This window comes from Prevotella rectalis, from assembly GCF_900607215.1.
Classification (GTDB): domain Bacteria; phylum Bacteroidota; class Bacteroidia; order Bacteroidales; family Bacteroidaceae; genus Prevotella; species Prevotella brunnea.
The window spans coordinates 140,620-164,273 of sequence record NZ_LR027821.1; the positions used below are offsets into that span (position 1 = coordinate 140,620).

General features: G+C 50.6%; 19 protein-coding genes. 11 read left to right on the plus strand and 8 right to left on the minus strand.

The genetic code is table 11. The features are described from left to right. The first annotated feature begins 117 nt into the window (after positions 1-117). The 7 genes from E0E16_RS07815 to eno all read left to right on the plus strand — a co-directional run bounded on the left by E0E16_RS07815 (position 118) and on the right by eno (position 6,924). Positions 118-1,515, plus strand: a complete 1,398-nt coding sequence (locus E0E16_RS07815) for an IS5 family transposase (protein WP_130829655.1) — start codon at positions 118-120, stop codon at positions 1,513-1,515. Positions 1,516-2,386: 871 nt separating this feature from the next. Further along, the gene (locus tag E0E16_RS07820; RefSeq protein WP_130829856.1) at positions 2,387-2,815 is read left to right on the plus strand and encodes a D-Ala-D-Ala carboxypeptidase family metallohydrolase; all 429 of its coding nucleotides are present in this window, start codon (positions 2,387-2,389) and stop codon (positions 2,813-2,815) included. Positions 2,816-2,993: 178 nt separating this feature from the next. Next, the gene (locus E0E16_RS07825) at positions 2,994-3,482 is read left to right on the plus strand and encodes an HU family DNA-binding protein (RefSeq protein WP_130829857.1); all 489 of its coding nucleotides are present in this window, start codon (positions 2,994-2,996) and stop codon (positions 3,480-3,482) included. 163 nt (positions 3,483-3,645) lie between these two features. Next, entirely contained in the window at positions 3,646-3,738 is a 93-nt protein-coding gene (locus tag E0E16_RS13565) for a smalltalk protein (protein WP_158635985.1), read from the plus strand. Between the two features lie 71 nt (positions 3,739-3,809). Beyond that, positions 3,810-4,061 carry a hypothetical protein gene (locus tag E0E16_RS07830; protein ID WP_130829858.1) on the plus strand — a complete coding sequence of 84 codons (252 nt, stop codon included), beginning with the start codon at positions 3,810-3,812 and terminating at the stop codon, positions 4,059-4,061. A gap of 362 nt (positions 4,062-4,423) precedes the next feature. Further along, positions 4,424-5,389 carry an SPFH domain-containing protein gene (locus E0E16_RS07835; protein WP_130829955.1) on the plus strand — a complete coding sequence of 322 codons (966 nt, stop codon included), beginning with the start codon at positions 4,424-4,426 and terminating at the stop codon, positions 5,387-5,389. Between the two features lie 227 nt (positions 5,390-5,616). Then, positions 5,617-6,924, plus strand: coding sequence for a phosphopyruvate hydratase (eno, locus tag E0E16_RS07840; protein ID WP_130829859.1), 1,308 nt, complete (start codon positions 5,617-5,619; stop codon positions 6,922-6,924). 254 nt (positions 6,925-7,178) lie between these two features. Here the strand turns inward: eno and E0E16_RS07845 are convergent, their stop codons facing one another. Continuing rightward, positions 7,179-7,922, minus strand: a complete 744-nt coding sequence (locus tag E0E16_RS07845; RefSeq protein ID WP_130829860.1) for a hypothetical protein — start codon at positions 7,920-7,922, stop codon at positions 7,179-7,181. 429 nt (positions 7,923-8,351) lie between these two features. Here E0E16_RS07845 and yihA point away from each other — a divergent pair, with 429 nt between their 5' ends. Both yihA and E0E16_RS07855 read left to right on the plus strand, forming a co-directional pair. Then, positions 8,352-8,969 carry a ribosome biogenesis GTP-binding protein YihA/YsxC gene (gene yihA / locus E0E16_RS07850; protein ID WP_130829861.1) on the plus strand — a complete coding sequence of 206 codons (618 nt, stop codon included), beginning with the start codon at positions 8,352-8,354 and terminating at the stop codon, positions 8,967-8,969. 5 nt (positions 8,970-8,974) lie between these two features. Further along, positions 8,975-10,753, plus strand: coding sequence for an ABC-F family ATP-binding cassette domain-containing protein (locus E0E16_RS07855; protein WP_130829862.1), 1,779 nt, complete (start codon positions 8,975-8,977; stop codon positions 10,751-10,753). 5 nt (positions 10,754-10,758) lie between these two features. On the opposite strand, the gene E0E16_RS07860 is transcribed toward E0E16_RS07855, so the two are convergent. The 6 genes from E0E16_RS07860 to E0E16_RS07885 form a co-directional block, all read right to left on the minus strand. Beyond that, entirely contained in the window at positions 10,759-11,292 is a 534-nt protein-coding gene (locus E0E16_RS07860; protein WP_130829863.1) for a 5-formyltetrahydrofolate cyclo-ligase, read from the minus strand. Next, the gene (locus E0E16_RS07865) at positions 11,289-12,941 is read right to left on the minus strand and encodes a S41 family peptidase (protein WP_130829864.1); all 1,653 of its coding nucleotides are present in this window, start codon (positions 12,939-12,941) and stop codon (positions 11,289-11,291) included. The genes E0E16_RS07860 and E0E16_RS07865 overlap by 4 nt, the downstream gene beginning before the upstream one ends. Further along, on the minus strand, positions 12,922-13,371 hold the full coding sequence (locus E0E16_RS07870) for a deoxycytidylate deaminase (protein WP_130829865.1): 450 nt from the start codon (positions 13,369-13,371) through the stop codon (positions 12,922-12,924). Before E0E16_RS07870 ends, E0E16_RS07865 begins: the two co-directional genes overlap by 20 nt. Positions 13,372-13,454: 83 nt before the next feature. Then, positions 13,455-15,554 carry a M3 family metallopeptidase gene (locus tag E0E16_RS07875; RefSeq protein WP_130829866.1) on the minus strand — a complete coding sequence of 700 codons (2,100 nt, stop codon included), beginning with the start codon at positions 15,552-15,554 and terminating at the stop codon, positions 13,455-13,457. A 215-nt stretch (positions 15,555-15,769) separates the two neighbouring features. Further along, positions 15,770-16,462 carry a four helix bundle suffix domain-containing protein gene (locus tag E0E16_RS07880; protein WP_130829956.1) on the minus strand — a complete coding sequence of 231 codons (693 nt, stop codon included), beginning with the start codon at positions 16,460-16,462 and terminating at the stop codon, positions 15,770-15,772. Between the two features lie 12 nt (positions 16,463-16,474). Continuing rightward, positions 16,475-18,685, minus strand: coding sequence for a RelA/SpoT family protein (locus tag E0E16_RS07885; RefSeq protein WP_130829867.1), 2,211 nt, complete (start codon positions 18,683-18,685; stop codon positions 16,475-16,477). 114 nt (positions 18,686-18,799) lie between these two features. On the opposite strand from E0E16_RS07885, the gene E0E16_RS07890 reads away from it, so the two are divergent. After that, the gene (locus E0E16_RS07890) at positions 18,800-20,320 is read left to right on the plus strand and encodes a DUF4301 family protein (RefSeq protein ID WP_130829868.1); all 1,521 of its coding nucleotides are present in this window, start codon (positions 18,800-18,802) and stop codon (positions 20,318-20,320) included. A 3-nt stretch (positions 20,321-20,323) separates the two neighbouring features. On the opposite strand, the gene crcB is transcribed toward E0E16_RS07890, so the two are convergent. Then, the gene (gene crcB / locus E0E16_RS07895; protein WP_321166769.1) at positions 20,324-20,863 is read right to left on the minus strand and encodes a fluoride efflux transporter CrcB; all 540 of its coding nucleotides are present in this window, start codon (positions 20,861-20,863) and stop codon (positions 20,324-20,326) included. Between the two features lie 109 nt (positions 20,864-20,972). Between crcB and E0E16_RS07900 the strand changes: the two genes are divergently transcribed. Then, positions 20,973-23,612 carry an endonuclease MutS2 gene (locus tag E0E16_RS07900; RefSeq protein ID WP_130829869.1) on the plus strand — a complete coding sequence of 880 codons (2,640 nt, stop codon included), beginning with the start codon at positions 20,973-20,975 and terminating at the stop codon, positions 23,610-23,612. Positions 23,613-23,654 lie beyond the last annotated feature (42 nt).

Below are 23,654 nucleotides of genomic sequence, written 5' to 3' on the forward strand. Positions count from 1 at the left end.
ATAGTCGTCCCTTGAAAAGTAAATAACCTATTGATTATCAATAAAATAGCCTTTCTATTATTTGTATATATCTACAAGTTTTTGTATCTTTGCATGGTAAAATCTTGCAAATCAACAATGTATAAATCTCCATCCAACACCCATCAGGTATCAATGTTTTGGGACTTGGCATCCATGCTCAATCCCACCCATCCAATGTACAAACTTGCCAATCTGATAAATTGGGAAACCTTTGAGCGTTCCTTTGCCCCCTTGTACTGTAAGGACAACGGACGCATGGCCAAGCCTATCCGCCTGATGGTCGGTCTTATAGTGCTGAAGCATATTCGCAACGTCTCGGACGAGAGCGTCGTGGAACAGTTCTCGGAGAACGCCTACTACCAGTATTTTTGCGGAATGGAATCCTTCACCATCGCCAAGCCTTGCGTACCGACGGAACTCGTGGAGTTCCGCCATCGCATTGGCGAGGCGGGCATGGAGTTGATTCTCAAGGAGAGCATCCGGGTCAACCTGCTGCTTGACGACAAGCGGAAAGAGAATGAAAACAGAAATGACGGCAAGGACGGTCGTGGACGCAAGTCCGACACCGAGCAGACAGCCTTTATCGACTCAACCGTGCAGGAGAAGAACGTCACGTTCCCCACGGATTCGAAACTCCTGAATAAAATCATCGGTTTCTGCCGCGACGTGGCTCATGCAGAGCATCTCAAGGTGCGCCAAAGCTATGCCGGGGAAATCAAGAGACTTAAGCTTGTGCAGCGTTTCCGTGGCAGGAAGAACAGTTCAGCCAAGGTAAGGAAAGCCGACCGTCGGATGCGCACCATCGCCGGAAGGCTGTTGCGCGAGCTGGTTCGGAATTTGCCCCCTGAGAACTCTTACCAAGAACGTATTGAGGTCTGCATGAAGTTTGTTAACGGCGAGAGAATGGACGGTCACAAGATCTACTCCCTTCATGAGCCGGACGTGTTGTGCATCAGCAAGGGGAAGGACCACAAGAAATACGAGTTCGGCAATAAAGTCTCCCTTGTCAGACTGTGGAATGGTCTCATTGTCGGTGCATTATCTTTCCGCAATGAATACGACGGTCATACGATAGACAAGGCAATGGAGCAGGTCGGCAGGGTCTATGGCAGGAAAATCAAAAGACTCGCTGGGGACAGAGGGTATCGCGGGCAGGAAACGTGCGGAGAGACGAACATCATGATACCCGGCGTTCCCAAGGCAAGCGACTCGCCACACACGAAAAAGAAAAAACAAATGTTCTTCCGCAAGAGAGCAGGAATAGAGCCTGTCATAGGGCACTGCAAGGCAGATCATCGATTGGGGAGGAACTTCTACAAGGGTCTCTTGGGTGATGCCATCAACGTGATGCTCGCTGCGGCTGCATTCAACTTCAAAAGAGCCATGCGGCTTCTTTTGTGCCTTATTCGAACTATGATAAAATGGAGTATTCAAGGAGTGGATTCCAACTTTAACGAAACAAAGGTGTTATCCAATACCTTTTGCTGGTTGTAAGTCGAGTTCTTGAGGGACGACTAGATAAAATGATTTTGCTGTCATAGATTTTTAATTTTATGATATTAAAATATGATAATTATCGTGATGCAATCTTTTCCACCAATCCATATGGCTGTAAAAAAGGAGAGGTGTGTGCGTGTTGTCCCCATCGTCGGGGCAGCCACTTCGCATGTGTCAGCATGAATACATTTTCTCAACCGTTGTTTTTCGGTATGATTTGTTTTATTTTGTTTGCAAAGGTAGGTGTAATTTTTCAGTCAAACAAGTTTTTTTAAAATTTTAAGATAAAATTTTCTCTGCTCGTCGCCATGAAAAAAGAGGACAAAAACAGAGCGGCGGAGGACTTTCTTAATTGGTTGATAATCAGGATAATATTTATTGTGATTCGAAAGGTGAGCTTTTGCCTTGCAAATCATGACCTTTTGCACTGCAAAAGCTTAGCTTTCGGCGTGCAAAGGTTGGGCTTTGGCGGGATGGGATGGAAATATTTGTGACACTGCCGAACCGCACGTGCAATTCCGATGCGTGTTGTTTCCCCGATGGGAGCGCATTGTTCCAACCGGGGGACTTCATTGTTCCGCTAATGGAATTTTGTTGTTCCGCCAATGGAACCTTGTTGCTCCGCTCACGGAATTGCATGATTCCCTCCGACGGCTGAGGTTTGGATGCTCGGAAATGGCTGATAATCATGCTGTCGGACATGGGTATGGGAAAGACTACACACATTACTACACAATGAAAACTTGATATGGGTCGGGCAATGTCGTACCTTTGCAACCGTAACGGATAACCCCACACTGCGCAAGGACACGGAAAGGCGGATGGGGGGAACGAAAACACCGGTCATGAACACACACAGACGAATACCATGAAAATAGATTATGAAGAGAACCTGACGCCCCATTTCACCGTGGGCGAGATGTTCCGCTCGGGAACGGCGATACGCCTCGGCATCGACAATGAGCCGGCGGCGCATCCCTCCGACGGACTGACGAACGAGGAGGTGGTGGAGAACCTGAGAAAGCTCTGCGAACACGTGCTTGAACCACTCCGGAAGAGGGTGGGGCGCGTCGTCGTTACGAGTGGCTACCGCTGTGGCGAACTGAACAAGGCGGTGGGAGGCGCACGCCACTCGCGACACCTCACGGGCAGGGCAGCCGACATCTACGTGTCGGACACGGCGATGTGTCGGAAGTATGCCGCCATACTGCGTGCTCACACCCCTTGCACGGAACTTTTGGAAGAACCGTTGCGGTCGGCACGCAAACGATGGATACACGTGGGCTACGACGGATGAAGCAGAAACAAAATGCGAGACACCTTAATATATTAATAAGCAAGACGGCTCGGCTGTCGGAACCGTTTTGACAACAACAACAACAATTTTTTTTAATCTGAAACCCATTCCCCGCATCGCGCGGAAACCACAAACGACAGACCCGCGACACGGAGAATAAAAAACACAAATTGACATTATGGCAGTAAAGTACAGAATGTATCAGGACAACCGAAAGAAAAGCAAGACAAAAGGACTTTGGTTCGCTCGCGCCGTTATGGACGGCACGGTGGGCGTGAAGGAACTCTCCGAGCGCATCAGCGACCGCTGCACCGTAACCGAGGCAGACATCCTTGCGGTGATATCCGCCCTGGTGAAGGAGATGAGCTACGTGCTGAAAAGCGGCAAACGCGTGAAACTCGAAGGCTTCGGAAGTTTCAAGGTGGGCATACGCTCCCACGGCGAAGGGAAGAACAAGGACTTCACGGCGGCAAAGAACATCTACGACCCGCACATCCTCTTCCGTCCCGAAACACGCGTGGACGCCGGCAAACACCGCGTGAAAACCTTTCTCACCGACCTGAAGCTGGAACAGGTGAAGAAGTACGTGGGCGCGGGCGATGAAACCGGCAAACCCGGCGAACCCGGAACCACCGGCGGAAACACCGGCGGAAACGCAAATCCCTAATGCCGGCGCACAAACAACACGTGAACCGGAAAAACAATCACCAAACCGCGAAACGAGCAGAGCACGCGGCGGACGGCACAAGGGGGAACCACGCAAGGCGTTCCCCTCGGCTGTCGGCTCGGGAAGCACTGCTCCGATTCGCCTAAAAAACAAAACAAAGAAAATGAAAAAAGAAACTTGGAAAATCGTTCTTCAGGTGATGATTACCATCCTCACCGCCATCGGAACCACATTGGGCGTAACCTCGTGCATGTAGGTTCAACCCCCTTCTCATGAACGCACGACCCGTCATGACGTAGAGGTCATTACCACATCAATTGTAAGATTATGGTAAAGACACAACAACCGTCTGACCATCAGACCGCTACGAAGCAAAAGACCGACAATTCGGGAACTTTCTCCCGACCGAAAGGGAAGATTCCCCCGACCAAAACGGAAGATGAACGCGACAAAACAGTAGGCTGTTGGGCAGCAGGGGCGACAAAAAGGGAAGAAAAGAGCGGAGAAGCGGGAAAAAAACGAAAAATTGTCGATTTTCTTTACAAAACAAGGATTTATCACTTCAATTCATCCGGTTGAAACCCGGGAAAGGCAATGAGAAACGAGAGCCGAACAGTTTTTGGCGAGTTCTCATCCTCCTTGTTATCAGCGAGTTGGGAAAGAGCCGACAAATAAGTAAGCTTTCTCCCGCTTCATTTCATCCGCCACGGCGACAAAAAGGTAGAATTTTGAAAATAACGAAACTTTACACTTTTTTGTCGCCGTTTATATTTTTATATAAATAAGCAGACAGGCATGACAACGCCTCGCACAACCCGATTGGAGGAATGGGACTTCGAGGTTAAAGAAACCTAAAACACAAGGCGGAAGTTTGGAAGATGGATGATAAATCCGTTACCTTTGCGACATCAGATAAAACCAACCTTCTAAACAACACATTTATGGAATCGAAAGAATTTACATTCAAAGGCATGACCCTTAACGGTTTTCTCATGCTCACACTCAGTCTTCTGTTGTTGCCCTTCTCCCTCGCCGCTGTCATCGAAGGCGGCATCCGGCTCGATGCCGACCAATATTCCGGTGCGTGGCTGATACTGCTCGGCGTTCTGCTGCTGGTGGCGTTCATCGTTCTGCTGTGCGGTTTCATCCGCGTGGAACCCAACGAAGCCCGCGTGATGATGTTCTTCGGGAAATACAAAGGCACCTTCACCCGTGTGGGATTCTGCTGGGTAAACCCCTTCATCAACACCAAGCGACTCTCGTTCCGCGCCCGCAACATCGACGCAGAACCCATCAAGGTGAACGACAAATCGGGAAATCCCGTCATGATTGGCATGATGCTCGTCTGGCGACTCAAAGACACCTATAAAGCCATCTTTGAAATCGACTCCGAGTCGATGGCACAACCCTCGGCAGACAGTGAGAAAATGAAGACGCGCAACCTCATGATGGCATTCGAACGATTCGTGCGCATTCAGGGCGATGCAGCCCTGCGACACGTGGCAGGACAATATGCCTACGACACCCTCGACGACGATAAAGAAACACAGACCCTGCGCGAGAACAGCGAAGAAATCAACCGCCTCTTGGTGCAGACCCTCGACGAACGACTCGAAATGGCAGGAATAGAGATTTTGGAAGCCCGCATCAACTATCTGGCTTACGCACCCGAGATAGCCGCCGTCATGTTGCGCCGCCAACAGGCAAGCGCCATCATCTCGGCGCGAGAAAAAATTGTGGAAGGAGCCGTGTCGATGGTGGACATGGCACTGAAACAGCTTGGCGAGAAAGGAGTGGTGGAACTCGACGAAGACAAGAAAGCCGCCATGGTGAGCAACCTCATGGTGGTGCTGTGCAGCGAAAACGGCACACAACCGGTGGTGAACTCCGGAACGCCCAACGCCTGACCCCCCACACACCAATATGTTATTTTCTGTGAAATACTTGCAAACCTCAATTTTTATGCCTAACTTTGAAAGCACAAACAAAGACGGGTAGGCAATGGCTCTCGGCGCGATTAGGCAGGAAGGGACACTCCGCTGCCGAATTGATGGCAACGGAATCATGCTTCCCCGCTCGTTTTCAGGAAACATAAAAAAGACAGATTAGCATAAAAAACAAAAAAAATCAGAAAATGAAGATTGAAAAAATTCATGCTCGCGAGATTATCGACTCGCGTGGCAATCCGACGGTAGAAGTAGAAGTAACACTTGATAATGGTGTAATGGGTCGCGCAAGCGTGCCCTCAGGCGCATCCACCGGTGAAAACGAAGCATTGGAACTCCGCGACGGCGACAAAGCCCGCTTCGGAGGAAAAGGCGTTTTGAAGGCAGTGGAAAACGTGAACAACATCATTGCACCCGCCCTCAAAGGATGCTGTGCAGCAGCACAACGCGCCATCGACCATAAAATGCTGGCTCTCGACGGAACACCCACGAAGAGCAAGCTCGGCGCAAACGCAATCCTCGGCGTATCGCTCGCCGTGGCACAGACCGCTGCAAAAGCACTCGGAATGCCCTTGTATCGCTACATCGGTGGCACGAACGCTCACGCACTGCCCGTTCCGATGATGAACATCATCAATGGTGGCGCACATTCCGACGCTCCCATCGCATTCCAGGAATTCATGATACGCCCCGTTGGTGCACCATCCATGAAGGAAGCACTCCGCATGGGCGCGGAAGTGTTCCACACACTTCAGAAAAACCTCAAGAAACGCGGACTCTCCACAGCTGTGGGGGATGAAGGCGGATTCGCACCGAAATTCAACGGTATTGAAGATGCACTCGACTCTATCATGCAAGCCATCAAGGACGCCGGCTACGAACCCGGAAAGGACGTGAAGATTGCAATGGACTGCGCCGCTTCAGAATTTGCAACCTGCGAGAATGGCAAGTGGTTCTACAACTATCGCGAACTAAAGGACGGTATGCCGAAAGACCCTAATGGCAAGAAACTCACTGCAGAGGAACAAATTGCATATCTCGAGGAACTGATCACGAAATATCCCATCGACTCCATCGAGGACGGTCTCGACGAGAACGACTGGGAAAACTGGGTGAAACTCACCGAGAAGATTGGCGACCGCTGCCAGTTGGTGGGCGACGACTTGTTCGTTACCAACGTGAAATTCCTTGAGAAAGGCATCAAGATGGGCGCAGCTAACTCCATCCTCATCAAGGTGAACCAGATTGGTTCGCTCACGGAGACACTCGACGCCATAGAAATGGCACATCGGGCAGGATATACCACCGTTACATCGCACCGCTCGGGCGAGACTGAAGACACCACCATCGCAGACATCGCGGTGGCAACCAACTCCGGTCAGATAAAGACGGGCTCCATGTCGCGTACCGACCGCATGGCGAAGTACAACCAGCTCATCCGCATCGAGGAAGAACTGTGCTGCACGGCAACTTATGGTTATGAGAAAATAAAATAAACATATCATATTATTAAAGAAGCAAATTGGAAAGTGGGTAGTCGTGAGACTGCCCAACTTTTTTTTTGGCTTTCCGGCGTGTGTCCGTTTGCGACGCTGTGCCAATCCATCGCTTGCCGGCGAACCTGCATAAAAAAAGAGTGCATCTTCATCGAGATGCACTCTTCTTATGATTCGGATTCAGTACGGTTTCGGGCAAATCTTCAGTTGGTTGCCCATGGCGAATACCAATTCCTTTGTGTCTTTGTCGTTGCTTATTTGGCAATGAACTTTTCTGTTTTCACAGAGCCGTCCTTGTATTCAATCTTCTTGATAACCACGCCCTTGGCAGCCTTTTCAATGCGCTTGCCGGTGAGGTCATAGTAGGTAACGTTTGAAACCTCGCCCTCGTTGGCTTCGGTGGCAACAGTCTCAATGCCGGCAGTTGCTTCTGCATCGAATGTGTACATTGAGGATATGTCGAGGTTATAGGTCCAACTCTTCTCGTCAGAGTAGTAAGTACCCAAACCGCTGATTAACGGTTTGGTAGCCGTGTTCTCTAATTTGATGTAGTCGCCATTGATGGTGTAGGTGATGTTAGAGAGCGATTCGTCGATGACAATCTTTTTTTTGTCATCGGTTTGCTTCATTATTCCTATCATTACACCCCATGTTCTGTCCTTGCTTACACCGATGCACTGACCGCAAGGAATGGTGATGGTGTTGCCGGAGATGGTTCCTTTCACCCAAGAACCAAGCTGCCATGTTGATACCGGGTTCTGAATATAGACCTGATTGTCGGCCGTGAACACGACTTTCATCTCCGGCAAGGTGTCTTGGTTGGCTAATGTCAGTTCATTCTTTTTCGTTTCAGGATTCGTCCTAACGTAGAACGCAGAACCTGCACGTTTGTAAATTTTCATGGTTCCCGCCGGAGCTTCCTTGATTGGGTTGAGGTCCTGAGCAGATGCTCCAAGGCTGAAGATAGCTACGATAGCTAAGAGTAAAAGTTTTTTCATAAGTCAAATATGGTTTAAATGTTAATAATAAATACAAGGTTATTACTTTATGATTTGCAAAGGTATGAAATAATTATTGATTTGCAAGCTTATTTCGAAAAAAAAACAGATTTTTTATTCAACTTGATGTTTTTTTCAACAAATTGTCAAACCAGCCATGGTTGATGACCGGCGAGAGGCAGCTGTCCCGGCAATATTTTTCAGCGAAACGAGGGAAGCACAAGGAATGTAGGTATTTGAAAAAGTTGTATTCCCATGGCGAAAAACAAAAAACGGAGGGCAAAGATGGGAAAAACGGAATATTTTGTGTAAGTTTGCAATTCAATAGCTTCGATGCTTCATTTCGCGCGAACAAAAGAATCATCAACGTCAGATTTCCAAGCATCGAATGTAACAAAATTAAGTATCAACCCCGACATTTGCAAGAAGATGATAATAAAAAAATCGGAATTTACCATTTCCTCGCCCACCGTTTCGCGATGTCCGAACGACAACAAACCGGAATATGCCTTCATTGGCAGGTCGAACGTGGGAAAATCGAGTCTCATCAACATGCTTTGCAATCACAAAGGATTGGCAAAGACCTCGTCGAAACCCGGTAAGACACTGCTCATCAACCATTTCATCATCAACAACGAATGGTATTTGGTCGATTTGCCGGGCTATGGTTACGCGAAGAACTCCAAGACGATGCGCAACAAACTTGAGCAGATGATTGCCCAATACATTCTGCAACGCAAACAACTCGTCAATGTCTTTGTGCTCATCGACATCCGCCACGAGCAGCAACTCATCGACCGCGAGTTCATTGATTGGCTTGGCGAGAGCAAGGTGCCGTTCTCCATCATCTTCACCAAGGCAGACAAGATTTCCGGCGGACGTGCCAAGAGCAATGCCCTGCTCTGGATGAAGAATTTGGAGGACCGCTGGACGGAGCTGCCTCCATATTTCGTTACCTCCTCAGAATCAAAGGAAGGGCGCGATGCCGTACTCGATTACATTGAGGAAATCAATCACAGTCTGAAAGCACCGGCAGGGGAAATCTGATTTTTATGGCGCAAACACCTTATTTAGACGTACAACGGCTGACGAAGCGATTTGGGGCGCAGGTGCTGTTTGAAGAGCTGTCGTTCTCGATAGCCGCAGGACAACGCGTGGGACTCATCGCAAAGAACGGAACCGGGAAATCAACGCTCCTCTCCATCCTCATGGGGAAGGAGGGCTGCGAAGACGGGATGGTTATCTATCGCAACGACTTGCGAGTGGGCTGCTTGGAACAAAATCCGGCGTTCAACCCGGACGACACCGTGCTCGATGCTTGTTTCAACCATGAAGGCAATCCCGAGAAAGTGCTCAAGGCAAAGCAGATTCTCACCATGCTAAAGATTGCCGACCTTACGCAGCCCATGCGACAACTCAGTGGCGGACAACAGAAACGCGTGGCACTTGCCAACGTGCTTATTCTTGAGCCCGACTTGCTCATTCTCGATGAGCCTACCAACCACCTCGACTTGGAAATGATTGTTTGGTTGGAGGAGTTTCTTTCGCGAGGCAATAAGACTTTGCTCATGGTAACTCACGACCGATATTTCCTCGACAACGTGTGCGACCTGATTTTGGAACTGGACGATAAGACCATCTATACCTATCGCGGTAATTACTCGTATTATTTGGAGAAACGGCAGGAGCGCATCGATAACGCGCGGGCGGAAATCCAACGAGCCAACAACTTGTACAGAACCGAACTGGAGTGGATGCGCCGCATGCCGCAGGCGAGGGGGCACAAGGCGCGCTATCGTGAGGAGGCGTTCTTCGAGCTACAGGCGAAGGCGCAGCGCAGAATAGAGGAGCGACAGCTTCGGCTGAAAGCCTCGAACGTGTATATAGGAAGCAAGATTTTCGAATGTCAATACGTCTCGAAGACATTCGACGATAAAGTCATTCTGAAGGATTTTTATTACAACTTCGCCCGGTTCGAGAAGATGGGCATTGTGGGCAATAACGGCACGGGCAAATCCACGTTCGTCAAGATGCTGCTCGGACTTGTTGCGCCCGATGGTGGACGTTTCGACATTGGCGAGACGGTGCGTTTCGGCTATTTCTCGCAGGAGGGCATGACGGTTCGCGATGACCGAAAGGTGATAGATGTTATTACCGACATTGCTGATTACATCGACCTTGGTGGCGGTCGCCACTTGTCGGCATCGCAGTTTCTGAACCATTTTCTCTTTGAGCCGGAACAGCAACACAACTATGTGGCGAAACTCTCGGGTGGCGAGCGGCGCAAGCTCTATCTCTGCACGGTGCTGATGAAGAATCCCAACTTCCTCATTCTCGATGAGCCTACCAACGACCTCGATATTCAGACTTTGCAGGTGCTTGAGGCGTATTTGCAGGACTTCCCCGGCTGTGTCATCATTGTTTCGCACGACCGCTATTTCATGGATAAGGTGGTGGACCATCTGCTCGTTTTTAAAGGCGACGGCGTGGTGAAGGATTTTCCCGGCAACTATACGCAATATCGGGAATACTGTTCGCTCAAGGGCAGGGAGGAAGCCTCCGATCCGGAGAAGGTACGGAAAACCGGTGAGCGAAAAGATTATCGCAACGACACGCGTCGCCGCATGAGTTACAAGGAGAAACGCGAATACGAACAGCTTTCGGCTGACATTGGCAGGCTGGAAGGGGAAATCAAGAGTATGGAAGACGCTTTATGCTCCGGCAGGTTGTCGATTGAGGAGCTGACGGAGAAAAGCAAACTACTTCCCAAGCTGAAGGAGGAATTGGATGAAAAGGAATTGCGCTGGTTGGAACTTTCCGAATTGGAATGAAAGAATCACAGCACCTCATCCACTTTCCAATCGTATTTTCCCGTTGGGATTTCGTTGAGTTTCTGAAAGTCGAAACAGATGCCGAGTTTGTAGGCTCCTGGCACTTTCTTTAAGAAGCGGTCGTAATATCCCTTGCCACGTCCGAGTCGGTTGCAATGGCTATCGAAACTCATGCCGGGCACTGCGATGAATTCTATCTGTTCGTAGTCGGTAAACAGTTCTCCCACCGGTTCGAGAATGTGGAAGGAGCTTTCCGCCATGTCTTCCGGTCCGGTGTAGTGGCGTATTTCCATTTCCGTCTCGCTGATGACCACGGGCAACAGAACGCGTTTTCCCGCTGCCACCATTTCATCGACGAAGTTGTGTGTATCGACTTCATCGGGCAGGGAATGATAGAGCATTACGGTGTGGGCGGCTTTCAGCTTCGGATGGTTGCGCAGTCGGTTGATGACGGGCAGTGAGAGCCGTTGCAAATCTTCCTTTGTGTATTGTCGTTTTCTGTTTCTGATTTCTTTTCTCAATTCCGATTTATCCATCATGTGTGTCTTTTATTTGCTTGGTTTCCCTTTGGTTTTTCCGGGAAAGCCTTGTTTTTCCTGAACACCTCGAGAGCCTTCCTCACCATTTTGTCATTGCGATTGACATATTGATTCCACGCCTGTTCATCGAGCATGTTGTAGATGATTCGGCTGTTGATGTAGTTTTCCAGCAGTGTGTGCGATTTTCTGATGAGGTTGTTGCGTCGTCTCAATCCGTTCTTTTCTGCATAGTTGGCGAAATCGTCCACGAGGTTTCGTCCGGCGAGATATTCCGACAGTGGTTGCATTTCTGTGAATTGTTTCAGCATGGGTCGGTTGTCATCGGTGTATTTGAAGGCGTATTGCAGGATGAGTCCGCTCACTGCTGCCTCCTTATAATAAGAGGTAACTGCCGTGGTGTCTTCCGGAACGAATATGTCGGGCGTGATTCCTCCCCCTCCATATACTGTTCTGCCGTTTGCGGTGTGGTAAGCCGGTCCGGTGTGTTTGATGCTGTCGCGAGAGAAGAATTCTCCGTGTTGGTATCTGGCAAGCAAGTCCTGTTCGTAGTCGGCTCTGTCGCCGGGTTTGAATGGTTTTTGTATGCAGCGTCCGGCAGGCGTATAGTATCGTGCTATGGTGAGTCGTATCATGCTTCCGTCGGGGAATTGTATTTGTTGTTGCACGAGTCCTTTTCCGAATGAGCGTCTGCCGATTACAGTTCCCCTGTCGTTGTCCTGTATGGCTCCGGCGAAGATTTCTGCTGCTGATGCGGTTCCTTCGTTGATGAGCACCACGAGTGGCAGGTATTGGTAGCTGCCCTTTCCGCGGCTTCTATATTCTTTGCGTGGGCTTTTGCGTCCCTGTGTATAGACGATGAGCTGATTTTTCTTCAGAAATTCCTCTGCCATGAGTACTGCGCTTTCCAAATATCCTCCTACGTTGTCTCGCAGGTCGATTACGAGGTGGTCGGCTCCTTGCAGGTTGAGTTGTTGCAGCGAGGCGAGCATTTCTGCATAGGTGCGTTCTCCGAAGTTTTTGATGCGTATGTATCCGGTGGAATCGTCGAGCATGTAGGTGGCTGAAATGCTTTTTGTTGTGATGTCGCTTCTTGTCAGTATGAAGTTTTTTGTTTTCTTTTCTCCGAACCTTCTTATTCCGATTTTCACTTTCGACCCTCTTGGTCCTTTCAGTCGGTGCATGGCTTCCTCGTTGGTAACGCTGTCGCCCACGAAGGGTCTGTCGTTGATGCTGACAATCTTGTCGCCTGCCAGTATTCCCGCCTTTTCCGCCGGTCCGTTTTTGATTACGTTTTGCACGTGTATAGTGTCTTCTCTGATGGTGAACTCGATGCCGATGCCGGAGAACGAGCCTTTGAGGTCGTCGGTAGCCTTTTGCACGTCTTTTGCGCTGATATATACCGAGTGTGGGTCGAGTTCTGATAGGATTTCGGGCAGTGCTTTCTCCACGAGTTCGTCGATGTTCACCGAGTCCACATATTGGTCGTCGATGATGTGCAGCAAGTTGTTCAGTCGGCTGCTTCCGCTGTTGATGATGTTCAGTCGGTTGCCTGCGAAGTGGCTGGTATAGAATGTTCCGATGAACACTCCGACGACGACGCTGAGCGCGAGCCACAGGGGCATGAAGCGATTATTTTTGTTCTGACCCATTGTCTTCCGGATTTAAGTATTCTACCTCTATGTTGGCGCGTCTGAGTAGTTCTATGCCTTCGGTGAGTCTGTATTTCTCCGCATAGACGACGCGTTTTATTCCTGCCTGAATGATGAGTTTTGCACATTCTATGCACGGCGATGCCGTAACGTAGAGTGTGGACCCTTCGCTGTTGTTGCCGCTTCGTGCCAATTTGGTGATGGCGTTTGCCTCGGCGTGCAGCACGTAAGGTTTTGTCAGTCCGTTTTCGTCCTCGCAAACGTTTTCGAATCCGCTTGGTGTGCCGTTGTATCCGTCGCTGATGATCATTTTGTCCTTCACCACCAATGCTCCCACTTGTCGTCTTTTGCAGTAAGAGTTTTCCGCCCATACCCGCGCCATGCGCAGATAGCGGTAGTCGAGCAGTGTTTTCTTGTCGTTTGTTGTCATCGTGGTTTTCTGTCGGTGTTCTTTTCCGTTGTGTTTGTGGCGTGTGTTTTCTGCCTGCTTCGGTTTTGTTTTCTCGCCTTTGTTTATTGTTTTCCCCCTTGCTTGTTTTTTATGCCGTTGCGTTCCAGCAGTGCGTCTATGGTGGGTTCCTGTCCGCGGAATCGTTTGTAGAGCGTCATGGGGTGTTCGGTGTTTCCCTTTGCGAGGATGTTGTCTCGGAAGCTTTGTGCCGTTGCCTTGTCGAAGATGCCGTTTTTCTTGAACAGGCTGAAGGCGTCTGCGTCGAGTACTTCTGCCCATTTATAGCTGTAGTAGCCTGCTGCGTATCCTCCTGCCATGATGTGGGAGAACTGGGTGGTCATGCAGGTATTGTCGAGTTGTTTTCCGATGATGGCTTTTGCCCATGCTTTTTTTTCGAATGGCATGATGTCTGCCTTGAACTCGTTTTTTTGTGTGTAGTAAGCCATGTCCAGCAGTCCGAAGCTGACTTGTCGCAGACACGCTGTTGCGACTTGGAAGTTTCGTCCCGCGATGATTTTGTCTATGAGTTCGTCGGGCATGGGTTCGCCGGTTTGGTAGTGGAAGGCGAACGTGCGGAGGAAGTCTTTTTCCACGGCGAAGTTTTCCATGAATTGTGAGGGTAGTTCCACGAAGTCCCACCAGACGTTTGTTCCTGATTGGCTTTCAAACCGGCTGTTGGCGAACATGCCGTGCAGTGAGTGTCCGAACTCGTGCAGGAAGGTTTCCACTTCGCTGAGTCGGAGCAGTGCGGGTTTTTCTGTGGTGGGTTTCGAGAAGTTCATCACCAGCGATGCGTGCGGGCGGATGTTTTCTCCTTCCTTGGTGATGCGTTGTCCCTGATATTCGGTCATCCATGCGCCGTCGCGTTTGCCTTTTCTCGGGAAGAAATCCACGTAGAGCACGGCAAGATATGTTCCGTCCTTGTCGAACACTTCGTAAGGTTTCACGTCGGGGTGATAGGTGGGTATGTTGTTGTTTTCTTTGAATGTGATGCCGTAGAGTCTTGTTGCCAGTCCGAAGACGCCTTTGATGACGTTGCTCAGTTCAAAGTAGGGGCGCAGTGTTTCGGGGTCGAGGTTATATTTTTCCAACTTCAGTTTATGGGCGTAGTAGGCGATGTCCCACGGCATGAGTTGGAAGTCGTTGCCTTCGTGTTTTCTCGCCAGTGTTTCAATTTCGGCACGTTCCTTGATTGCGGTGGGCTTGTAGGCGTCGATGAGGTTGTCGAGCAGTCGGTACACGTTTTCTACGTTTGCTGCCATTCTGTATTTCATGACGTAGTCGGCATAGGTGTCGTAGCCCAGTAGTTGTGCCATTTCTCTTCTCAGGTTGATGAGTCGTTGGCACACTGCGAGGTTGTTTTCGTTGTTGTTTCTGATGCCCATTGTGGCGCGTGCCATATAGAGTTGTTCGCGCAGTTTGCGTTCGTTGCTGTAGGTCATGAATGGACCGTAGCTGGGTTGGTCGAGCGTGATGACCCATCCTTTCCTGCCTTGTTCCTTTGCCGTTGTTGCTGCTGCCTCGCGCACGGTGTCGGGCAGTCCGCCGAGTTGTTTTTCGTCGGTGATGTGCAGCGTGAAGGCTTTGTTTTCCTTGAGCAGGTTTTGCGAGAATTGCAATGCCAGCATGGAGGCTTCTTCCGAGATTTTGCGCAGTTTGTCTTTGTCGGTGTCGCTGAGCAGTGCGCCACTCCTTACGAAGCCGTCGTAGCTCTCTTCGAGCAGTTTGTTTTCTTCGGGTGTCAGTTCGCGGTGTTTTTCGTGTACTGCCTTGATGCGCTTGAAGAGTTTGGGGTTCAGGCTCACGTCGTTGGCGTGTTTCGTCAGTATGGGGCTCATTTTTTGTGCCAGTGCGTCCATTTCGTCGTTGGTTTCTGCGCTGAGCATGTTGAAGAACACGGTTTCGACTCTTGACAGCAAGTCGTAATAGTGTTTGCGTCCCTTTACCTCGTCTTCTCGAATGAGGGTATTGTCGAAGGTGGGTTCTTCCGGGTCGTTGATGGTTTTCTCTATCTGTTCGTTTTCTCTGCGTATGCCTTCGAGCATGGCTTCCTCATAGTCGGCAAGGGTTATCTTGTCGAAGGGCACCGTGTTGTGTGGCGTGTCGTATGGTAAAAAGAAAGGATTTACGTGTTGTCCTTTCTTCTCTGCGGGGTTTGTCATTTTTTGTTCTCTTCGTAAATTCCCACAAAGTTAAGAATTTTCTCTGTAACAACAAGGGGTGGGCATGATTTTTAACTCAATTTATCCAACAGTGAGCCTGTTGTGCTGTTGGCTCGGTTGAGATTTTTTTCTGGGGTTTCTAGATTTTCTAGACTCTCTAGTTTTCTAGATTTTCTAGTTTTCTAGTTTTCTAGATTTCTGGTTTTTCCGGGAGACTATAGTTGCTTGTTGTTTTTCACCATTGCTTTCAGCCTTTCGTTTTCAGCCTTTAGCTGTTGGTTTTCAGCCTTTAGCTGTGTGTTTTCAGTTTGTAGTTTCTTCATTAGCTCATCTTGCTGCTTGCGGTAGCCCGTGCGGGCAGCATACATCCGCTCGGTAATGCCACCTTGCTCTATAAACTGCCTTTGCAGCACATCAAGAAGGTTGCACAACATCTTGTCCGTAAAGTGGCACAGCGTAACCAGCGTGTTGCAAAATTCCTCTGCCGTCCATTTGTCAGCAAAGCCCATGTAATCCTCTGCCTTGTTGTGCGCGCGACAATAGCGCAGCATTTTGTCATACCGCGGATGATGCTTGTCCCACAACGTTAGCTGGCGCGTGTGCAGATAGTCGGTATAGTCTTCGCACAGTTCTTTCAACGATGCTCGTGCCACATTCAGCAGTTTCAGTTGTGTCTTTGTCGAGGTCATGCCGTCTGCCATGCCTTCCACGATGTTCTGCTTGCCCGACCGTGCTGCTTGGTTCATTTGGTCAACGGTGCGGTCGCCGTATAGGGGCAGAAATCGTTTGCAGAACCTGAAGGTCAGTTCAAACGCCGCATTTGCTTTTTGATAGCAAAACAATCCTTCTGGCGGTATGCCGTCTTTCAATATTTTTTCGTTGTGCTGTGCCATAGGTTCTCGTTGCATCATGCGCGATGGTCATAGTCTTGCCACCTGCTTCACGCCGCGGATGTTTGTGAGTTTCTTGATGATGGTTTTCAGTTTCGAGGTGTCTTCTATGAGTATGACGAGATTGCCGGAGAAGAGTCCGTCGTGTGAATCGATGTTAATGGAGCGCACCACCACTTTCTCTTCCTTGGAGAGCAGGTTGGTGATGTTGCTCACGATGCCGATGTCGTCGTTTCCGATGACGCGCAGGGTGATGCTGTAGTTCGATGTGCCTTTTCCGCTCCAGCGCGCTTTCACCACGCGATAGCCGAACCGCCGGATGAGTTCCGGTGCGTTGGGGCAGTCCTTGCGATGGATTTTGATACCGCCGCTGATGGTTACGAATCCGAAGACCGGGTCGCCGTAGATGGGATGGCAGCATTTGGCGAGAGAGAATTCCACGCCTTTGAGGTTGCGGTCGATGACGAGCACGTCTTCATTGTCTTTGATGAGTTCCTCCGTGTCGTTTTCCAGCTCGAAATTCTCTGCGCTCTCTGCTTCTTTTCGTTCCTCGAGGTTGTGCAGTCGGTTGTAGTTTTTTTGATATTCGTCCACTACGTCGTTAAGGTCGATTTTCTCTTCTGCTATCTGCCTGTAGAAGTCTGATGTTTCCTTAAATCCGAGTTGTCTGATGACCACCGACAGGGTGTGTTCCTCTATTTCTATTTTTTTGTTTTTGAACTTTCGTTCGAGCATTTCCTTTGCGAAAGCTCCCTGTTTCACCTGCAATTCCTTGAGAGCCTGTCGTATTTTTGCCTTTGCCCGTGCCGATTTCACCACGTTGAGCCATTCTCTTTTGGGCGTTTGGTTGGCAGAGGTGGTTATCTCCACGGTGTCGCCACTGTGCAGTTCGCTTTTTATGGCGACGTTTTTCCCATTCACTTTTCCCCCCACGCATCCGTTGCCCACCTTGGTGTGGATGTGGTAAGCAAAGTCGAGCACGGTGGAGCCCGTCGGAAACTTCAGCAAGTCGCCTTTTGGTGTGAAGACGTAGATTTCCTTGTCGTAGAGGTCGAGCTTGAACTGGTCCATCACTTCGAGGTTGCTGCCTGCTTCGAGTGCCGAGCGTATGGAAGCGAGCCAATCGTCCATGCCGCCTTCCGCTTTCACGCCTTTATATCGCCAGTGGGCGGCGAGTCCGTGTTCAGCCACCTCGTCCATTCTTTCGGAGCGTATCTGCACTTCCACCCATTTCTTTCCCGGTCCGAGCACGGTGATGTGCAGACATTCGTAGCCGTTCGATTTCGGTACCGACAGCCAGTCGCGCAGTCGTTTGGGGTTGGGCTGATACATGTCGGTAACGATGGAGTAGGCTTGCCAGCACTGCATTTTCTCCCTTTCGGGTGGTGCATCGAGAATGATGCGGATGGCGAAGAGGTCGTAGATGCCCTCGAAGGCACATTTCTGTTTTTTCATCTTCTGCCAAATGGAATGTATCGACTTCGTTCTGCCCTTGATATGGAAGCGCAGCCCGGCATTTTGCAGTTCGCGGCTCACCGGTGTGATGAACTCCCTGATGTACGCGTCGCGTGCCGCCTTGGTCTGGTTCAGTTTCTCCTTGATGTGGTAGTAGGCATCATGTTCGAGATATTTCAGCGACAGGTCTTCCAATTCGCTCTTGAGCCTGTAGAGTCCCAACTTGTGTGCCAAAGGTGCGTAGAGATAGATGGCCTCTTCTGCCACTTCCCGTCTGGCGTCCTCGTTGGGCGTGTCGCGGATTTGACGCATGAGATTCAGGCGGTCGGCAATCATGATGAGGATGACGCGCATGTCCTCGGCGAACGACAGCAGCAGGTTGCGGAAATTCTCGCTCTCGATGGCGGGATTTTTCTTATACAGCTCCCGGACGCGGGCAAGTCCGCCGATGATGGTTGCCACGCCTTTGCCGAACTCGCGGGCAATGTCGTCGAGGGAGAAGATGCCCGACACGTAACTGTTGTAAACGAGTACGGCGAGCACCGAGTCGCGCTTCAGCCCGATGTCGTTTACGGCTATCAACGCCGTTTGCAGCGAGCACAACAACGTGTTCAGTCCGAAGACGTTGCGCTCCACGGCGTTCTGTTGCTCCGTCATGCGGATGTGAGCGGCAATCTTCCGTTGGTCCTCCGCCGGCAGCAGTTCACCCAATGCGGATTTAAGTTCCTCGAACAACTTTCCGAAACTTTCTTTTTCCTCCTTTGTAAAAATATTCTTCGCGTACATGCCTCTTGATAATTTCTTATGACAAAGGTACAAAAAAATGATGAAACGTTATGTAATTTAAGAAAAAGTAAGTAATTTTGCCCTAAATACCTACTTACTAAAAACTTCAGGTCTATGCTAACAAAAGAAGATGAAAAACTATTGAACCGGAAAGGCATCAGCAGTGCCGACTTTGAGCGTCAGATGGATTGTTTCAAACAAGGATTTCCCTTCCTGCGACTGCGCGGAGCGGCAACGCCAGGCAACGGAATCGTGCAAACGTCGGAGGCTGACAACCAACGGTTTGAACAACGCTGGGAAAACTATCTTGCCGGAGGGGCAGAGGTGGTGAAGTTCGTTCCCGCATCGGGAGCGGCAAGCCGAATGTTCAAAAGCCTCTTTGCCTATCTCGATGCCGATTGCGATGCTCCCGCCACCGACTTTGAAAAACGGTTCTTTGCCGACATCGGGCACTTCGCCTTCTTCGATGAGTTGAACGCAACGTGCCGGCGCAACGAGGGGATGACAATCGCAGAACTGACTGCCGCCGGACGCCACAAGGCAGTGGTGCGCAACCTGCTGCTTCCCGAAGGACTCAACTACGGACAGCTGCCAAAAGGACTGCTCAGCTTCCACCGCTATGCCGACGGCGTGCGAACCCCCATGGAGGAACATCTGGTGGAAGCTGCCCAATATGCCGCGACCGGCGGAGTGGCAAAGGTGCATTTCACCGTCTCGAACGAGCATCGCGAACTCTTCCGCGCAAAGGTGAACGAAGTGCTGCCTGACTACGAATCACGTTTCGGCGTGAAATACGACATCACCTTCTCCGAACAGAAGGAAAGCACCGACACCCCTGCCGCCAACCCCGCCAACACCCCCTTCAGAAACGAAGACGGCACGTTGCTCTTCCGACCCGGAGGACACGGCGCACTCATCCGCAATCTCGACGAGACAGAGGCCGACGTGGTGTTCATCAAGAACATCGACAACATCGTTCCCGATGGCCTGAAAGCCGAAACAACACGATGGAAGAAGATTATCGCCGGCGTGTTGGTGGATTTGCAAGAAAAAGTTTTCAACTTTGTCAGACAACTCAAGGCAGGCAATCGCAACGCTTCCGACCTTGCCACCATGCTCAGGTTCTTGGAGAACGACCTGTGCTGCCACAACGACGCGGCGGCAAAGATGAGCGAAACCCAACTGACCGACTATCTGCTGCGCAAGTTCAATCGCCCCATGCGCGTCTGTGGAATGGTCAGGAACAGCGGCGAGCCGGGCGGCGGTCCGTTCTATGCCTACAACGCCGACGGAACAGTGAGTTTGCAGATTTTGGAAAGCTCACAAATCGACAAACAGAATGAAAACTATTGCAGGATGTTCCGCGAAGGAACGCATTTCAATCCCGTTGATCTCGTTTGCGGCATCAGAGACGAGGAAGGAAAACCTTTCCCCCTGACCCGATTCATCGACCCCTCGACAGGCTTCATCAGCAGCAAGTCGAAGAACGGCAGAGAACTGAAAGCCTTGGAACTGCCCGGACTTTGGAACGGAGCAATGAGCGATTGGAACACCATCTTCGTGGAAGTGCCTGCCATCACGTTCAATCCCGTGAAGAACGTCAACGACCTGCTGCGCGAACAACATCGCGCATAGCGGTCATCGGCAATATTTCGCCAACTGCTGACCGGCAAAAACCGCAAGAACACCAAACAACAGAGAGGCAAGAACCGTGAAAACAGCCATGAACCTGCGATCGTCATTGGCAAGCAGCGAAGTCTCGTTGATGAAGGTGGAAAACGTGGTGAAGCCACCGCAGAAACCGGTGGTAAGAAGAATTTTAACGCTCGGCGAGAGCCGATCTCCCACGGACAAACCGGTGAGGAAACCAATAATCAGACAGCCCAAGACGTTCACCGTGAACGTGCCCAACGGAAAGTCCGACGTTATCCACAGTCGCATCAGCTTGGAAACAAGGTAGCGCAAGCCGCCACCCATGAAGCTGCCCGCGCCCACAAGCAGAAACTCTTTCAACATCGGCTCGTCCTCCTTGTTGCGCCATTTCGCGCCTCTTCGCAAGAGAGCGCGAGCCGACTGCCGGGGGTTCTTAAAATCAATGCGTTCATCAGGCGACAAATTTACGAAAAAATCATCCAACCACCAAAGAATTAACGCACGTTCTGCGCTCCGGAAAGGCAAATTTATTTATCCGCCGTTATCATTATTGAAAGAATTATCGTAACTTTGCGCCACCGACAACAACGGGGACGGCCCGTCCCGAAACACATCAAACATTCAACGGCAATTCATGACATACCCACGAAATTTTGAGCAAAAAACCGGTTTTGACGAAATACGCCAACTGCTCCGGCAACACTGTCTCTCAACACTCGGAAAAGAAGAGGTGGACAAAATGGAATTTTCTGCCGACACCGATAACATCAACCGCCGCATGGACGAGCTGCGAGAGTTCAGACGCATAGAGGAGGGAAACGACGAATTTCCACTCGCCAACGTGTTCGACCTCAGAGAAAGCCTGATGCGCGTCCGACTGCAAGGTACGCACATGGAGGTGGAGGAGTTGTTCGACCTGAAGCGTTCGCTCGAAACCATCATCCTCGTCGTAAACTTTCTCGCCGCCGGAGAACAACAAGACAATGGCGAGATGAAAAGAGACTTTCCCGCCCTCTTCGCACTCACGGAAGGGGTTGCCACTTTTCCGCAAATCGTGAGGCAGACAGACAAAATCATAGATAAGTTCGGCAATATGCGCGACACCGCCTCACCCGAACTACTGCGCATCCGCCACGAACTGAAAAGGGCAAAGGGCAGCATCTCGCGCACACTCCACAGCATCCTCCTATCGGCTCAAAGCGAAGGAGTGGTGGAAAAAGACGTCGCACCCACACTGCGCGACGGAAGACTCGTCATACCGGTCGTTCCCGGACTGAAACGAAAAATCCCCGGCATCGTGCACGATGAGAGCGCAACGGGCAAAACGGTGTATGTGGAACCCACCGAAGTGGTGGAAGCCAACAACAAGGTGCGCGAACTGGAAAACGCCGAACGACGCGAGATGGTGCGCATCCTCGTGGAGTTTGCCGCCATGGTGCGACCACATGCCGACGAACTGCTCCATTCTTATCAATTCCTTGCCCGGATAGACTTCATCCGCGCCAAAGCGGAACTCGCCCTGTCCTTCAAGGCTTTTGAACCGGAAGTGCTGCTACAACCTCACATCGACTGGATAAACGCCGTGCATCCGCTACTCCAACGCTCGTTGGCAAAGAAAACTGCACCGCACACCGACGACACCGGCAAGGAGGAGAAACCCACAACAATGGTACCCCTCAACATACAACTCACCGGCGACCGACGCATCCTCATCATCTCCGGCCCCAACGCCGGCGGAAAATCGGTCTGCCTGAAAACGGTGGGACTGCTGCAATACATGTTGCAATGCGGACTCGCCATACCCATAGGCGAACGCTCAACGGTGGGAACATTCGACAAGATTATGATAGACATCGGCGATGAACAAAGCATAGAGAACGACCTCAGTACCTATTCCTCGCACCTGTTGAACATGAAGAACATGATGCGCCACGCCGACCGGCGAACCCTTATCCTCATCGATGAGTTCGGAACGGGAACAGAACCACAGATGGGAGCGGCAATAGCCGAAGCGGTGCTCAAAAGGTTTTGGCAACAAAAGGCATGGGCGGTCATCACCACACACTATCGCAACCTGAAACACTTTGCCGACGAACACCCCGGAGTGGCAAACGGCGCAATGCTCTACGACCGACACAAAATGCAACCCCTCTTCCAACTCGCCATCGGACGACCCGGCAGCTCTTTCGCAATAGAGATAGCCCGAAAGACCGGCTTGCCCGAAGAGGTGATAAGCGATGCGGCGCAAATCGCAGGCTCTGAATACATCCGGAGCGACAAGTATCTGCAGGATATTGTGCGCGACAAACGCTATTGGGAAAGCAAACGCCAAACCATTCACGGAAAGGAAAAGGAATTGGAAAAAGCCATTGCACGCTATCAACGGGAATTGGAGGAAATTGACGACAGCAGAAAACAAATCCTCAACAGGGCAAAGGAACGGGCGGAAGAACTCTTCAGGGAGAGCAATCGAAAAATAGAAAATGTAATTCGGGAAATCAAGGAACAACAGGCGGAGAAAGAAGCTACCAAACAACTGCGGCAACAACTTTCCGCCTACGAAAACGACATCCTATCGGGAGAAACCAGGCAGAATGTACCAAAGAGCGACCGGCAAACACCGAACAAAAAACAGAGCATGCGAGAGGGAGGACTGCTCACCGATGAGGAGTTTGAAAAGAAGATGGAAGCCATGAAAAACAGAAAACTGAGACATGAGCAACATCAGAAAGACAAGAACGAACGCAAGCAGGCAACTGCCAAATCGCTGCGTGCAGCCATTCAGAAACTTAACGATGACAAAGCCTTCCGGGACGGCGACAGCGTTCGCGTAAAAGGTCTGACCACCGTGGGAAAAATAGAGAGCATGGAAGGAAAACAAGCCACCATCATCTTTGGCTCCATGCGAACAAAAATGCCTCTCGCAAGGATAGAACACGCGGAGCCCGCAAGCAAAAGCGATGCTGCACCGGACATCCGGGCTTACTCCTACAGCCGACAGACGCGCGAGACGATAGACAGTCATCGCAATCAGTTTAAGCAAGAGCTCGACCTGCGGGGCGTGCGGGGCGAAGAAGCCGTCAGACAAGTGCAATACTTCATCGACGATGCCATCCTCGTGGGCGTTTCGCAAGTGCGCATCCTGCATGGAAAGGGCAACGGCATCTTGCGCAATCTCATCCGGGAATACCTGCGAACCGTTCCCAATGTGCGCGATTTTCGCGATGAACACGTACAGTTTGGCGGAGCCGGCATCACGGTGGTGGAACTGTGAGGAAAGCTCCGCTCGGGGCAAAGTCCATAAATCAAGACCTTG